This is a genomic window from Hohaiivirga grylli (assembly GCF_039655745.1).
GTDB classification, from domain to species: domain Bacteria; phylum Pseudomonadota; class Alphaproteobacteria; order Rhizobiales; family Beijerinckiaceae; genus Hohaiivirga; species Hohaiivirga grylli.
Genome location: NZ_JBBYXI010000003.1, coordinates 156,370 through 171,070, shown reverse-complemented (window position 1 = coordinate 171,070; position 14,701 = coordinate 156,370). Strand labels below are relative to the sequence as shown.

Sequence of the window (14,701 nt, the reverse complement as noted above, 5' to 3'; positions counted from 1 at the left end):
GATAATTAAACTGCACTCAGTTCATATAATCTTGAGCAGCTATGCATTAAACTCTTACACCATAAAATACTTGTCATCTGACGAATTTGCGACTAGCAGCAAAGGGGAGAGATTTTCTGATTTTCTTTTCAGGATATCTCCACAACAGACGAATAGGTGTCATTGTGTCTCCGAGCCTGGAAGAAATCTCCCAAATCACGCGTGAGTTAAATGGCCTGAAACAGGAACACAATGATCTTGATGTGGCGATTGCCGCATTGATAGATAAAACGGATTCTGATCAGCTACAGCTCCAGAGATTAAAAAAGCGCAAGCTTGCTCTGAAAGACAGGATCAAAAAACTCGAGAACATGCTCACTCCGGATATCATTGCTTGATCAGATAAGGCGCAATCGTCTATCTGCTATATCTTGGGTATGCATATTCCATCAGTTGGAACGAACCCAGTATCTATGAGCCCTAAAGGATACGATATGGCAAAAACGGCACCTGTAGCAATCATCATGGGAAGCCAGTCTGATTGGGAGACAATGCGGCATGCCGCAGATATTCTCGATACACTCGGTGTAGATTATGATGCCCGTATCGTTTCCGCTCATCGAACACCTGGACGTCTTTATGAATTTGCTTCAACTGCCAAGCAGGAAGGTTTTCAGGTTATCATTGCCGGAGCCGGAGGCGCTGCCCATTTACCGGGTATGACAGCGGCCATGACTCCCCTGCCCGTTCTCGGAGTTCCAGTTCAATCAAAGGCCCTGTCCGGCCAGGACAGCCTCCTTTCCATCGTTCAGATGCCAGCAGGTATCCCGGTCGGCACACTGGCGATTGGTAAAGCCGGTGCCGTTAACGCCGCGCTTCTGGCGATATCTATCCTTGCGTTAAACGACGAGGCACTGGCAACACGTCTTGATAATTGGCGCCATCAGCAGACAGCTTCTGTCGCTGAGTTTCCAGTTGATGAGGCATAAGAGAATGGCCGCAGAAACTGAAACAATCCTCCCACCGGGCTCAACTATTGGTATTGTTGGCGGCGGGCAGCTTGCACGAATGCTGGCGATTGCGGCCAGTCAATACGGACTGAAAGTTCATATCTATGCCCCTGAGGCCAATTCTCCTGCATTTGAAGTTTCAGCTGCCCATACATGTGCAAGCTATGAAGACGAAGAGAAGCTTCGGCAGTTTGCAGCAGCTGTAGATGTTATCACTTATGAATTTGAAAATATTCCAGCCGCCGCAGTCAGCCTGCTCAGCAACATGAAACCTCTGCATCCAAATGCAGAAGCACTTTCCACAACACAAGATCGTCTTAGCGAAAAGACATTCATTTCCAGTCTTGGCATTGAGACAGCACCTTTTATTGCGGTTCCCGATTCGGGAGCCCTTGATGATGCCATTACTCAAATTGGCCTTCCTGCTGTCCTGAAAACAACACGCTTTGGCTATGATGGAAAAGGACAGATTATTATTCGCACAGAGGCGGATATTCCTGCTGCACGAAAACTGGCTGATAGTGCCGTCTGTATTCTGGAAGGGTTTGTTCCTTTTCGTGAAGAAGTCTCTGTCATTGCGACCAGAAACCTTTCTGGGGCTTTTTCTTCTTTTGATCTCTGCGTAAATGAACACAAGAATCATATTCTGGATATCACGCGCCTCCCTGCAAATGTAAAAGCAGAAACAGAGATACAGGCCATATCTATCGCTCAACGCCTTGCGAATGCACTTGATTATGTCGGTACACTCGCAGTTGAAATGTTTCTGGTCGAAGATAAGGGCAAAGAAAAGCTTGTCGTAAATGAAATTGCGCCACGTGTTCACAACTCGGGACACTGGACAATTGAAGGTGCTGTAACATCACAATTTGCACAACACATCCGTGCGATCTGTAACTGGCCTCTGGGACAGACACAAAGAACCGGACGCATTAAGATGCGGAATCTCATTGGTCATGACATCAATGACTGGCTTGAAATCGTTACAGATGAACAGGCCCACCTGCATCTTTACGGTAAAGAAGAAGCCCGTGAAGGTCGTAAGATGGGGCATGTAACATGGGTCTTTCCAGATAAAATGGCCCAGTGAGAAATAAAGATTCATAAAAAAGAGTCACTTTCCTTTCTCCACAAAGGGAAAATCCTCTAGACAAGGGAGAAACCATCTGTTAGGAACTCCCTATTGGTGAGACGCGAAACCTTTCGCGTCTTATTTCTTCTTATGGTTTGATTAGCGGAATTACGAGGCTCGCGTGCAGGTTCTTGTCCGGGAAAATAATGTCGATCAGGCGCTCCGCGCTCTGAAAAAGAAGATGCAGCGTGAAGGCATCTTCCGTGAAATGAAGCTCCGTGGCCACTACGAGAAGCCTTCTGTGAAGAAGGCTCGCGAGAAGGCTGAAGCTGTGCGTCGTGCACGCAAGCTGGTTCGTAAGCGCATGCAGCGCGAAGGCCTGCTGCCTTCCAAGCCACGTTCTCGTTAATAAGATAGCCGGCGCTAAACATTCTTTAAGTTTAGTGGCGTAAATAGCTATCCAATGCCAGCGCCTTGCTGAAAAGCATAGGCGCTGTTTCTGTTTATTATCCAGATCATTTCTGGGCAGAATTGGAAGTTATAAATGCACCGGACTGACTTGAGGAGATACACGGTGAGCCTGTTAAATACCCGACGCCTGCTATCTTTGGGCACTCTCTTAATGACAGCATCACTCGCAGCGTGTGGTGGTGGCGGTAGTTTTAACAGCGGACCGCAGTATGCTGTTGTTGATAATGACAGCTCAGGTGCCAGCAGCGTTAACATCTCCTCGCTAACCGATGTTATCAACCGTAATCCAAACGATCCCGGCGCTTATAATACCCGTGGTGCGGCTTATGCCCGTAGCGGGAATTATTCGAATGCAATCAATGACTTCAATCGTGCTATTCAGCTCGACCCACAAAATGCGCCAGCTTATACCAATCGGGCCCTCGCCTATCGTCAAAGCGGACGCAATGATGCGGCAATGAATGATTTCACGCAGGCAATTCAGGCCAACGCCAATTATGCACCAGCTTACATTGGCCGCGCCAATGTCTATCGCGCTCAGGGAAATCTCCAACCGGCCCTTGCCGATCTGTCAGCCGCTATCCGTCTGACACCAGAATCGGCTGAAGCCTATCATTCACGTGGACTTGTCTATCAGCGCATGGGTCAGCACCAGCAGGCTGTCTATGACTTTGATTCTGCTATCGACCGTAATCCATTCGTTGCCCAGCCATATCTGGCACGCGGCCAGAGCCTTGTGCAGCTCCAGCGTTATGACAAGGCTATTGAAGATTTCAATGCCGCTTTAAACACCAACCAGAATCTGGCGGATGCATGGGCATGGCGTGGTGTCGCCTTTGAAAAACAGGGTAACAAAGCTGAAGCTCAGAAAAGTTACTCCCGGGCTCTTGCAATTGACAGCGGCAACGCTGTTGCCCGAAAAGGCTCAGGTGGTATCGGATCCCTCTTCTGATCCTGAAACAAAAAGCCCGGTTTACCGGGCTTTTTTATTGATCTCTCAACTCATCTTCCAGTTCAGCGGGAATAGAGACCTTCCCTTCGGAAAGATTAATCTTTTCCTGTCGGCTCAGGCGTTTAATCCAAGCTTCAATACGTTGCGCCGCACTTCGAGAGATTGTCTCATAACGCCATTGAACTTTATCCACGCCTCCATGAGCGCGCACATACCGCGAACCCTTGGCCGTTGCATGATCAGCCATACGACGCTCAACATCGCGGGCAATACCGCAATAAAGTGTCCCGTCACCACATAAGACCAGATAAATCCACCAGCTCTTGTTTTTGTTTTCCATGGCACTCAATGCAACTGAAATGGCCTAATAAAAAAGGCCGGTATCACTACCGGCCTTTTAATGAATAGATCAATGATTACTCAAGACCTTTAATGATCGAGTCGACCATTTTCTTGGCATCACCGAACAGCATCATGGTGTTGTCTCTGAAGAACAGTTCGTTCTCAACGCCAGCATAGCCAGAGCCCATGCCGCGCTTAATGAACAGAACAGTCTTTGCCTTCTCAACATCAAGAATTGGCATACCATAGATGGCAGACTGAGGATCAGTCTTTGCAGCAGGATTCGTAACGTCATTCGCACCAATAACGAAGGCAACGTCTGCCTGAGCAAATTCACCGTTGATGTCTTCAAGCTCGAAGACCTCATCATAAGGAACAGAAGCTTCTGCAAGAAGAACGTTCATATGACCTGGCATACGACCAGCAACCGGATGGATGGCATACTTGACTTCAACACCCTCTTTCTTGAGGAGGTCAGCCATTTCACGCAGAGAGTGCTGGGCCTGAGCAACCGCCATACCATAACCCGGTACGATGATAACCTTGGCAGCATTCTTCATGATGAAGGCAGCATCATCGGCAGAGCCCTGCTTGACTGGACGTGTCTCGACTTCACCGCCACCAGCAGCAGCCGTGTCACCACCGAAACCACCAAGGATAACCGAGAAGAACGAACGGTTCATCGCCTTACACATAATGTAAGACAGAATCGCACCGGACGAACCCACAAGCGCACCCGTGATGATCAGCGCCATATTAGCCAGCGTGAAACCAATACCGGCAGCAGCCCAACCCGAATAGGAGTTCAGCATAGACACGACAACCGGCATATCTGCGCCACCAATCGGGATAATCAGCAGAACGCCGAGCAGCAGGCTGACAGCAATGAGAGCCCAGAAGAAGAAGTGGCTTTCAGTTGTGATGAACAGAACCAGCAGAACAACCAGCAGGATACCCAGACCAATATTGATCAGGTGACGCTGTGGCAGCATGATTGGCTTGCCGGACATACGGCCATCAAGCTTCAGGAACGCAATAACCGAACCTGTGAATGTGATCGCGCCAATGGCAACACCAAGGCCCATTTCAAACAATGAACCACCGTGGATTGTACCAACGGTACCAATGCCGAAAGCCTGAGGTGCATAAAGCGCACCAGCGGCAACCAGCACGGCAGCCAGACCAATCAGCGAGTGGAAAGCAGCAACCAGCTGTGGCATCGATGTCATCGAAACGCGCTTGGCAATGATCGCACCGATACCACCACCAATGGCAATACCGAGAATAACCAGTGCCCAACCGGAAAGTCCGGAAGGTGGCGCAACGAATAATGTTGTCACCATGGCAATCGCCATACCAATCATACCAAACAGGTTACCCTGACGGGATGTTGTTGGGTGAGAAAGGCCACGCAGCGCCAGAATGAACAGAACGCCGGAGATAAGATAAAGAACGGAAGAAAGGTTAGCAGACATCAACTCAACCCTTCTTCTTGTACATGGCAAGCATGCGCTGGGTTACCAGAAAGCCGCCGAAGATATTGATTGATGCAAGCACAAGGCCGATAAAGCCAAATGTCCGGGCCCCACCTGTGCCTTCAACAACATCACCACCCATCTTCACGCCAACAGCCAGCATAGCGCCAACCACGATAACGGAAGAAATAGCATTGGTGACCGACATCAGCGGTGTATGCAGAGCTGGCGTTACCGACCAGACAACATAATAACCGACGCAGATAGCCAGTACGAAGATGGCAAGACGGAAGACTGTCGGGTCAACCGCACCGCCTGTTGCGCCAGATGCGACTGAAGCAATCGTATCGGCATATGTATTAAGCGCATCAGCCGCCTGACGGGCGGTTTCTGCGGCAGCCTGTGCCCGGTCAAGGGCCTGTTCAGGTGTCAAAGCAGTCATGATAACCTCCGTTAAGCCTTAGCTTTTGGCTGGAACGCGGAGTGAACAATTGCACCATCGCGTGTGAGGCATGTAGCCTGTACCAGCTCGTCTTCCCAATTGACGGCGAGCGCCTTGGTTTCTTTGTCGACGAGTGTTTCCACGAAGGCGAGAAGATTCTTCGCATAAAGAGCAGATGCAGATGCTGCAAGGCGGCCCGGCATATTGAGGTAGCCAACAATTTTGACCCCCTTATGCTCAGAGACACCACCGGCCTTACCGGCCTCAACGTTACCACCACGCTCAACGGCAAGATCGACGATAACCGAACCCGGCTTCATTGACTCAACCATCTTTTTGCTGACCAGCTTCGGAGCCGGACGGCCCGGAATAAGGGCTGTGGTAATAACGATATCCTGCTTGGCAATGTGCGCAGCCACAAGCTCAGCCTGCTTGGCCTGATATTCCTTGGACATTTCCTTGGCATATCCACCAGCTGTCTCAGCCTGCTTAAATTCTTCATCCTCAACAGCAATGAACTTGGCACCGAGAGATTCGACCTGTTCTTTTGCAGCGGGACGAACGTCTGTTGCTGTTACAACAGCACCAAGACGTTTAGCTGTTGCAATAGCCTGAAGACCAGCAACACCGGCACCCATAATAAAGACGCGGGCAGCAGGGACTGTTCCTGCCGCGGTCATCATCATTGGCATAGCACGGCCATATTCAGCAGCACCGTCAATAACAGCACGATAACCGGCAAGGTTCGCCTGACTGGACAGAATATCCATAACCTGTGCACGGGTAATGCGTGGCATCAGCTCCATGGCAAAAGCAGCAACCTTGGCGTCAGCCAGAGCTTTGACGGCCTCATCCTGTCCATAAGGATCCATAATTGCAATAACGACAGATTTTGCCTTGAGCAATTTTGTTTCTTCTGCAGACGGACGACGCACTTTCAGGATGATATCCGCATCCTTGAAAACATCTTTTGCAGTCTTGGCAATTTTCGCACCAGCAGCTTCATAGTCAGCATCCGGGATACCAGATGCCGTACCAGCACCAGCCTGCACCACAACATCCGCGCCAAGAGAAATATACTTCTTGACGGTTTCTGGCGTTGCAGCAACGCGTGTTTCTATTTTGTCCGTTTCGGACGGAACTCCAATTAGCATTGAGCTCCCCTTCGAGAGTGGCAAATTAAGCACCCAGATTAAGATGAAAGATTAAGGGCGCAATCGGTCGTATTAGTAAAACAGCAATAACAGCACAAGAGCAAATGCGATAATTGTTGGGGCTCTTACACCGATTGATGGCCTGATTGCACCAACTGCTCCTGCAATGGCCGAAACCAGAACACCAAAAACAGCTGTCAGCCAAGCTTCCTTAAGACCGCCTATTGCCAACGACAAAACCCAGCAAATAACAACAATTGAGCTTATTTCAACGAATTTCACAAACCCGCTATACGTCTTTTCATGGGAGAGAATATCGGTCTCAGTCCGCAGAGTTTCTGAAGCTGACAGTTTGGGTGCGCTCATCTTTACGTTTACCTATTTTATCATGGGGCTTTTTGTCGCACTAACGATATGTACACTTCAAAGGAAAGAGCAAGTGCTTTTATCGAACAAATTGACATAACATCTGTTTAATGCACATGCGCATCATGTAATGATATTTTTTACGGTTCTAAGCGCATTATTCATTCCAAATAATTGTACAGAAACTTCTAAAATTAACTTCGAAATCCCATACAATTATCTTTCAAATCATTAATTAAAAAAGGGAGTACGCAAAACGTACTCCCTCTGGCTTTTAGCCGACGTTAAGACTGTTTATTCTTTCTCAAGCGCCTCAATCTCATCAATCAGGCTTTCAATCATCGACAGGCCGATGCTCCAGAATGATGGGTCACGAGCATCCAGTCCAAATGGAACCAGAAGCTCTGAGTGGTGCTTTGTGCCCCCGGCAGACAGGAGCGCAAAATAACGATCGGCAAAACCGTCATGAGACTTCTCATAAACACCATAGAGTGAGTTCACCAGACAATCGCCAAATGCATAGGCATAGACATAGAATGGTGAATGTATGAAGTGCGGAATGTAGCACCAGAAGGTTTCATAGCCTTCATGCAGGGCGATTGATGGTCCTAGGCTCTCTTTCTGCACATCCATCCAGAATTCATTAATCTGCTCAAGAGGCAGTTCACCGGCACGACGCTGCTCGTGTACCTTGCGTTCAAAGGTATAGAAGGCAATCTGTCTGACCACCGTGTTGAGCATATCCTCAACCTTCTGTGCCAGCATTGCCTTGCGCTGTACCTTATCAGTTGTTGCCCCAAGGAGGCGACGGAAGGTCAGCATCTCAGCAAAGACACTGGCGGTTTCAGCAAGCGTTAAAGGCGTAGGAGCCATCAAGGCACCATTTGGCGCTGCCAGAACCTGATGCACACCATGGCCCAGCTCATGGGCAAGCGTCATGACATCCCGCGCCTTGCCCTGATAGTTCAACAGAACATAGGGGTGTGCAGATGGGACGGTTGGATGGGCAAATGCCCCCGGTGCCTTACCTGGACGGGTCGGAGCATCAATCCAGTTTCCATCAAAGAACTGCTTTGCAATATCGGACATCTTTGGCGAAAAATCATGATAGGCAGACAGCACGGTTTCACGTGCTTCAGTCCACGGAATGTTTTTCTGCTCAACCTTAGGCAATGGCGCATTACGATCCCAATGGTTGAGTTTATCCATCCCAAACCAGCCGGCTTTCAACTTGTAATAACGATGGGACAGTTTCGGGTAAGCTGCACGAACAGCAGCAACCAGCGCATCAACAACATCACGTTCGACACGATTGGCCAAATGACGGGAATCCGCGACATCAGTAAACCCACGCCAGCGGTCTGAGATTTCCTTATCCTTGGCCAATACGTTGGTAATCTGCCCAAATGTCCGCAAATTATCCTTAAAGGTTTTTGCCAGAGCACTGGCAGCGTCTTTACGGACGTTGCCGTCCGTATCAAGCATCTTATTAAGCGTTGGCTCAATTGGCAGTGTCTCGCCACGAACATCAAAACGCAGCGCCGCAATTGTTTCATCAAACAATCTGTTCCAGGCTGCATAGGTTGTGACAGATTTATCCAGGAAAAGCTCTTCAAGCTTATCATCCAGCTGATAAGGCTTGTCTTTGCGCAAATCCTCAATCCAGGGACGATAATAAGACAGTGGCTCATGCTGAAGAGCCTTATCAATCAATCCATCATCAATCCGGTTCAGTTCCAGTGTGAAGAACAGAAGATTGGTAGAAGCCTTCGTCATCTTCTCCTGCATGTCACCATAGAATTTGGCACGCTTTGCGTCTGTCGTATCACCCGCATAAACAAGACTTGCGAATGACATAATCCGACCCATCAGGTCATCAATCGCCTCATAACGTTTGATGATTGAATAAAGATTCTTTGCAGCGTCGTTTCCCTGAACAATACTGCTCAAAGTCCCTTTAACGTCTTTTGCGAAAAGCTCGCACTCACTGGCAATACGTTCAACATCAGCTGTCAATTCCGCACTATCCATTCCGGGATAGAGGTCTGTCAGATTCCATTCCGGCAGCTCACCAAGCCCCTGCCCACCAGCCTGTGCCTCGGGAGAGTAACTGATGCTGTTAGTGTGAAACTGGAAACGATGGGGAAGCATTATCGTACGCATTATTCCTGAACCAATCCTGTTTTATTCTGAAAACGAAGCGGCATGTGCAAAGCACTATGGATAAAAAGACCGCCAATTGAGGAAAATAGCAATCCATTAATAACAGATTTACTGCTTTAGGCGCAGAATAAAATCTATCTGACGAACTTCTTGCCCGCATGCTGCAATGAGAAGGTTGTCGTCAAAGTATTCGTATCTGGTCAATTTAAGGTAAAGGAAAACGGATTCATGGGTTCCCAGAGAGCACATCGCATCCTTCTTAGGCTTTGCGCCACAACAGCACTGATGACATCAGTCTGCGCATTCGCTCAAGATTATCCAATCCAGAACCTTGCCATATTACAGCACCCGGAAGTGCGTGTTCGTATTGATGAGATCGCCCCTCCAGGCAATGGAGGTGCAGCTGCCAAGATTGAGCAGGATAAGAAAGATACTCCTGCTCCTGTCAAGCAAGCTGCTGGAGCAACAATACAGATTCAGCCTCAGGATATTGAAAGCGAACTCCGCGCGCTCATAAGCAGTACAGACAATTTCCTGAAGTACACATATAAAGCTGCACAGGATCAGCTTGTGAATGCGGCAATCCAGTTGCCACCAGAGCTCTCTCAGACCGCCCTGTTTACCCCCAGCGACCAGTTAGCAAATGCTCTTGCAGTCCATATTGCAGACCATGGTAACGGAAAAGGCTTACGCCTGAATCCACGTCTGGCAAAAGATGTCAGACATAAGCTCGCTTCCTATTATGAAGAACATGCCTATAAGCCTGTCTGGATTAAAAATGGCGATTGGACAGCCTCTGCCCTCTCCATTCGTGATCAGCTTGCAAAGGCTGCAAGTGACGCTCTTGAGCCGGCAGATTACCCGATGCCAACGATTATCAATAAGAATGATCCAGAGGCTTTGGCACAGGCAGAACTTGCATTGAGTGCAGCGGCTATTCTCTACGCACGGGATGCCAGAGGCGGACGACTTCAGCCTAAGCTGCTGTCAAAACATATAACACCTGAGCTTTCACTGCCAGAAGCGGGAGAGGTTCTTGATACGCTTGCCAACAGCAAGGATGCCGGACTGGCACTTGAGAATTACAATCCGCAACACGCTGGATATCAGGCTCTGAAAAAGAAACTTGCAGAAATCCGTCTGACTTTCCCAATACATAATTCTCAGGCAATTCCCCGTGGACCCACACTCACCGTCGGGATGAAAGACGACAGGGTACCTCTTATCCGTGCCCGCTTAGGCCTTGATATCTCAGCTACAGAAGTTGAAACTTATGATGCACAGGTTGCAGAAGCTGTCGCAAACTTTCAGAAAAATCAGGGTATCAAGGTTTCCGGAAATCTGAATAGCCAGACAATAGCTGCCCTTGCCCAGGCTGAAAACAATCCACGTCAGACAGAAGCCGATATTATTGCCAATATGGAACGGTGGCGGTGGCTGCCTGCTGATCTTGGTAATGATTATATTGATGTCGATATTCCGAGATATGAGGTCCGTATTGTCAGAGATGGCAAGGTTGTCAGCACCCGCCGTGCGATTGTTGGAAAGGCCCAGAGTCCAACCCCTGTCTTCTCTGGAAACATGCAGTATGTCGTTGTGAATCCGTCATGGACCATTCCGCCTTCAATTATGAAGAATGAGGTTCTGCCAGGTCTGGCAAGAGATCCGGACTACGCAACAAAACGTGGTTATCAGGTGACCCGGACTAAAAGCGGACAGATCATTGTTCGCCAGCCACCCGGAGAACGAAATGCTCTGGGTCGCATCAAGTTTATGTTCCCAAATCAGCATGCCGTCTATTTACACGACACACCAAACAGGGGCCTGTTCTCAACCAAAAAGCGGGCTCTTAGCCATGGATGTGTCAGGGTTGATCAGCCATTCAACTTTGCTGAAGAAGTGATGGGAGCTAACTGGCCAGCCCAGAAAGTTCAGAAACTCATTGGAGCAAGCGAGCGGCATATTTCCCTGAGCCAATCCATTCCTGTGCACCTCAACTACTTTACGCTCACGGTTGATGAGAACGGTGAGTTAAAGCGCTTCGATGACATTTATGGTTTCAACAAACTGGTTGAACGCGCTCTTGGCCTTAAAAGCTAGAATACTTTTTCACTGGCTATCGTTTTTCAAAACTTTAGCCAGTCCATATAAATAAAAATGCATAAAAACCTCATTTAAAGCGTCATTTTTTCATTCCTTTAACCAGACAGTAACCGACTTCGGTAAATGTTCATTCACTACAGTGACATTCTCAGGCGCCATAAATGTGTGGTTGCAGTCAGGTTACTATCGTGAAGTGTGAAGAGTACATCCATCAGCCGGTGCGTTTTCGTTTCTGGCACAAAGCCGTGCATTATATTGCAATTTTTGCAGTCCTTGCAGGCCTTATCCCTGCAGGGATACAACCTGCCAATGCTATGTTCGGCAACAAAACGCTGACCTTCATCCATATGCATACGGGTGAGTCTGCGACGATCACATTTGCACGTGGCGGTCGTTATGATCAGCAGGCGCTGGATAAGCTCAACTGGCTCTTGCGTGATTGGCGCACAAACGAACCAATCAAGATGGATCCACGCCTTTTCGACCTGCTTTATGATGTCTATGAGCAGACAGGCTCCCGTGAACCAATTCGCGTTCTGTCATCCTATCGCTCGCCCAAAACAAACTCTATGTTGCGTCGCCGTTCCAAGGCTGTTGCGGAGCATTCCCAGCACATGCTGGGAAAAGCCATGGACTTCTATCTGCCAGATGTTTCATCTGCAAAGATTCGTGCCATTGCCATGCAGATGCAGGGTGGCGGTGTGGGCTATTACCCGAATTCAAATTCCAAGTTTATCCATCTGGATGTTGGCAGCGTCCGTGCGTGGCCACGTATGACACGCAGCCAGCTTTCCAACTTATTCCCTGATGGAAAAACGGTTCACATTCCAGCTGATGGCCGCCCTCTTCCCGGCTATGACGCAGCCCGCCAAATGATCTTGGCCAGAGGTGGGAAAGTCGCTGGAACAAGCTATGCCAGCGCAGATGAACCAAAACGCAAATCCTTCTGGGCAACATTATTTGGCAGCCGCGACGAGGATGAGGATGAGGAAGAAGTCCAGCCACGTCGTTATATGTTGGCATCTTCATCACGTAACGCCCGCCAGCAGGCTGTTAAAGATGATGACGATACACCGGCAACATCAACACAGCCACGTATTGCCAGCAATGCCCCAACACCACCGGTTCGTGTCGCTGCGGCCGACCCTGAACCAGCTGTAAAGGCTAACAGTGAACCAGTGCCCCTACCTCCTGCACGTCAGGTTGCCGTTGTCACTCAGACACCTAAGGGCCCTCAACTTGTCTGGCAGTCTGGTGCTCAGGGCCATGGCCCGAAAGGCGACCCGTTCAGCGCAGCGGCCGGCTCGCAGATCGCACTGTCTCCTAATGGCTCAGGCAAACCGGGAGACGAGAGCCTCGGCTCCGGTGTCATGACTTACGCTCCTCTGCCGCCAATGCGTCCGGGAACAGCCGTTGCTTCTGCGAAAGATATGTCAGAAGACAATATAACAACGGCATCAATTTCCGCAGTACCGTTACCGCCTGTGCGTCCTAACATTACAAAGCCAACAGCAGTTGCAGCTCTGGCACCACAACAGCCGGCAAAAGTTGCGCACACAAAGAAGGAAGAGGCTAAAGCGCAGAAATCCAAGGCCAAGCCACAAGATAAGTCTACGGCTTTCTCACAGAATAGTGGTTTTACCCGTTCTGTTTATGCCGACCTCTCCACGAACCAGTTTACGGGTTCAACGCTCAAGAAGAAACCGAAGAAGTGATCAATCGGGACCACAAAAAAAGCGGAGGCAAAACCTCCGCTTTTTTATTAGCTAAGCATCTATGCGCCGCTTACATACCAAGGGCCTGCATATACAGCTCAAGAATAGCTTCTTCTTCCTGACGCTCTGCACGGTCTTTCTTGCGGAGGGAAATAATGCGGCGCATAACTTTGACATCAAAGCCATTACCTTTGGCTTCAGCAAAGATTTCGCGAATATCACCAGCAATACCAGCTTTTTCTTCTTCCAGGCGCTCAATACGCTCAATGAATGCTTTTAACTGGTCTGCTGCAACAGATTCTGTCTGAACTTGATCGGACATAATGCCATCATCCTTTAATAACTGAGAGGCGGGACTACGCCATCCTTACATTCAGGAAGGCCATCTCCGCAAAAATTCGGTTGTTCTCTTTAAACGGCATTATCAGTTTTTAAAAGTCCGTTTTCGAGAAGAGAACAACTTCATGGGATATGTCGGATTTCGTGCATAACTTTTTGACCTGAGGCCTCCACCAGTAAAGGAGCCAGTCGCTCAGCCCACGAGCGGGCCCCCGCCTCATCCGCAATTAAATCCTGTCTCAGTTCAATCAGCGTATTGGCAAAGCCGTGTTTTGTCGCATGACGATCAATTGTATCTCCGGGCAAACCACCAGCATAAGGTTCATTATCGCCAATCGTCAGATGAGCCATCTTCTGCATCTGCGTAATCAGAAAATCTGTCAGACGTTTATCTTCATGCCAGAGGAAACCAATCTGCCATGGACGCGGCACACCTCTCCAGACAGGCGTGAAACTATGTATGGAGATGATGAGAGGATTAATACCGCGTATCTGAAACTGCGCGATAAAATCCCTGATCACCCGATCATAAGGCTCATAAAACCGCGTAATTCTTGCGTGAATATCCGTACTGTTCACATAAGCATTTCCGGGAACCACAGCCCCATCCGACAGCCGCATAACAAGGGTTGGGTCATCCCTGCCCCGGTTGGGGTCTATCACCAGACGCGAAAACTGCGTCAAAGCGGCCGGTGCTTTCAAATAACCGGCAAGCAGCCGCGTAACCTGTGCGGCACCAATATCATAGCCGATATGCCGTTCAAACTGCGCGTCAGGCAGCCCCAGCTGCTTTAGATCATCTGGAACATGATTGGAGGCATGATCACAAAGCAGAAGAATTCCGCTCTTAAAATTTCCTTGAATGACTTCTACAGGGTGGGGACTAAAATCTTCCAATACCTCTACATTCTTCTGCGAATGAGTTGAGAGCGCTGCCGACAAAGTCATCTTCTGCGAATTCCTTAATAAAATCGATGCCCTGCTTCCTATTATTAGATAGCCATAATCCTACATTAACAAGCCTGCAATATAATGAGTTGCAGACCGGGAGCATAATTTACTAATTTTTCAAAGGCCTGCGGCAATATATCTTGTTGTGATATATTAAGTATTATCTG

15 protein-coding genes are annotated in these 14,701 nt (G+C 48.8%); 7 read left to right on the top strand and 8 right to left on the bottom strand.

Annotation, left to right across the window (positions count from 1 at the left end; translation table 11 throughout):
* Positions 1 to 164: 164 nt before the first annotated feature.
* The 5 genes from WJT86_RS08970 to WJT86_RS08950 all read left to right on the top strand — a co-directional run bounded on the left by WJT86_RS08970 (position 165) and on the right by WJT86_RS08950 (position 3,484).
* Entirely contained in the window at positions 165 to 377 is a 213-nt protein-coding gene (locus WJT86_RS08970; RefSeq protein ID WP_346337226.1) for a YdcH family protein, read from the top strand.
* A 96-nt stretch (positions 378 to 473) separates the two neighbouring features.
* Positions 474 to 968, top strand: a complete 495-nt coding sequence (purE, locus tag WJT86_RS08965) for a 5-(carboxyamino)imidazole ribonucleotide mutase (RefSeq protein ID WP_346337225.1) — start codon at positions 474 to 476, stop codon at positions 966 to 968.
* Between the two features lie 4 nt (positions 969 to 972).
* On the top strand, positions 973 to 2,079 hold the full coding sequence (locus tag WJT86_RS08960; protein WP_346337224.1) for a 5-(carboxyamino)imidazole ribonucleotide synthase: 1,107 nt from the start codon (positions 973 to 975) through the stop codon (positions 2,077 to 2,079).
* Positions 2,080 to 2,242: 163 nt separating this feature from the next.
* The gene (rpsU, locus tag WJT86_RS08955) at positions 2,243 to 2,470 is read left to right on the top strand and encodes a 30S ribosomal protein S21 (protein WP_346337223.1); all 228 of its coding nucleotides are present in this window, start codon (positions 2,243 to 2,245) and stop codon (positions 2,468 to 2,470) included.
* Positions 2,471 to 2,683: 213 nt separating this feature from the next.
* Positions 2,684 to 3,484, top strand: a complete 801-nt coding sequence (locus WJT86_RS08950; RefSeq protein WP_346337222.1) for a tetratricopeptide repeat protein — start codon at positions 2,684 to 2,686, stop codon at positions 3,482 to 3,484.
* 34 nt (positions 3,485 to 3,518) lie between these two features.
* Here WJT86_RS08950 and WJT86_RS08945 read toward each other — a convergent pair whose 3' ends face one another.
* From WJT86_RS08945 to WJT86_RS08920, 6 genes are all read right to left on the bottom strand, one after another.
* Entirely contained in the window at positions 3,519 to 3,824 is a 306-nt protein-coding gene (locus WJT86_RS08945) for a GIY-YIG nuclease family protein (protein ID WP_346337221.1), read from the bottom strand.
* 76 nt (positions 3,825 to 3,900) lie between these two features.
* Positions 3,901 to 5,301 (bottom strand): NAD(P)(+) transhydrogenase (Re/Si-specific) subunit beta, encoded by a 1,401-nt coding sequence (locus tag WJT86_RS08940; protein ID WP_346337220.1) that lies wholly within the window; start codon positions 5,299 to 5,301, stop codon positions 3,901 to 3,903.
* 4 nt (positions 5,302 to 5,305) lie between these two features.
* Positions 5,306 to 5,743, bottom strand: coding sequence for a proton-translocating transhydrogenase family protein (locus WJT86_RS08935; protein ID WP_346337219.1), 438 nt, complete (start codon positions 5,741 to 5,743; stop codon positions 5,306 to 5,308).
* An 11-nt stretch (positions 5,744 to 5,754) separates the two neighbouring features.
* Positions 5,755 to 6,897, bottom strand: coding sequence for a Re/Si-specific NAD(P)(+) transhydrogenase subunit alpha (locus WJT86_RS08930; RefSeq protein WP_346337218.1), 1,143 nt, complete (start codon positions 6,895 to 6,897; stop codon positions 5,755 to 5,757).
* 72 nt (positions 6,898 to 6,969) lie between these two features.
* A complete protein-coding gene (locus tag WJT86_RS08925) occupies positions 6,970 to 7,263 on the bottom strand; it encodes an aa3-type cytochrome c oxidase subunit IV (RefSeq protein ID WP_346337217.1) in 294 nt (97 codons plus the stop codon).
* 294 nt (positions 7,264 to 7,557) lie between these two features.
* Complete coding sequence (locus WJT86_RS08920; RefSeq protein WP_346337216.1) at positions 7,558 to 9,426, bottom strand: M3 family oligoendopeptidase; 1,869 nt, start codon at positions 9,424 to 9,426, stop codon at positions 7,558 to 7,560.
* Positions 9,427 to 9,654: 228 nt separating this feature from the next.
* Between WJT86_RS08920 and WJT86_RS08915 the strand changes: the two genes are divergently transcribed.
* Positions 9,655 to 11,526 (top strand): L,D-transpeptidase family protein, encoded by a 1,872-nt coding sequence (locus WJT86_RS08915; protein WP_346337215.1) that lies wholly within the window; start codon positions 9,655 to 9,657, stop codon positions 11,524 to 11,526.
* A 164-nt stretch (positions 11,527 to 11,690) separates the two neighbouring features.
* Positions 11,691 to 13,244: a DUF882 domain-containing protein gene (locus tag WJT86_RS08910; RefSeq protein ID WP_346337214.1), complete on the top strand. Its 1,554-nt coding sequence runs from the start codon at positions 11,691 to 11,693 to the stop codon at positions 13,242 to 13,244.
* A gap of 70 nt (positions 13,245 to 13,314) precedes the next feature.
* On the opposite strand, the gene WJT86_RS08905 is transcribed toward WJT86_RS08910, so the two are convergent.
* Both WJT86_RS08905 and WJT86_RS08900 read right to left on the bottom strand, forming a co-directional pair.
* Positions 13,315 to 13,566: a DUF2312 domain-containing protein gene (locus WJT86_RS08905; protein ID WP_346337213.1), complete on the bottom strand. Its 252-nt coding sequence runs from the start codon at positions 13,564 to 13,566 to the stop codon at positions 13,315 to 13,317.
* Between the two features lie 140 nt (positions 13,567 to 13,706).
* Positions 13,707 to 14,531 (bottom strand): N-formylglutamate amidohydrolase, encoded by an 825-nt coding sequence (locus WJT86_RS08900; RefSeq protein WP_346337212.1) that lies wholly within the window; start codon positions 14,529 to 14,531, stop codon positions 13,707 to 13,709.
* Positions 14,532 to 14,701: the final 170 nt, after the last annotated feature.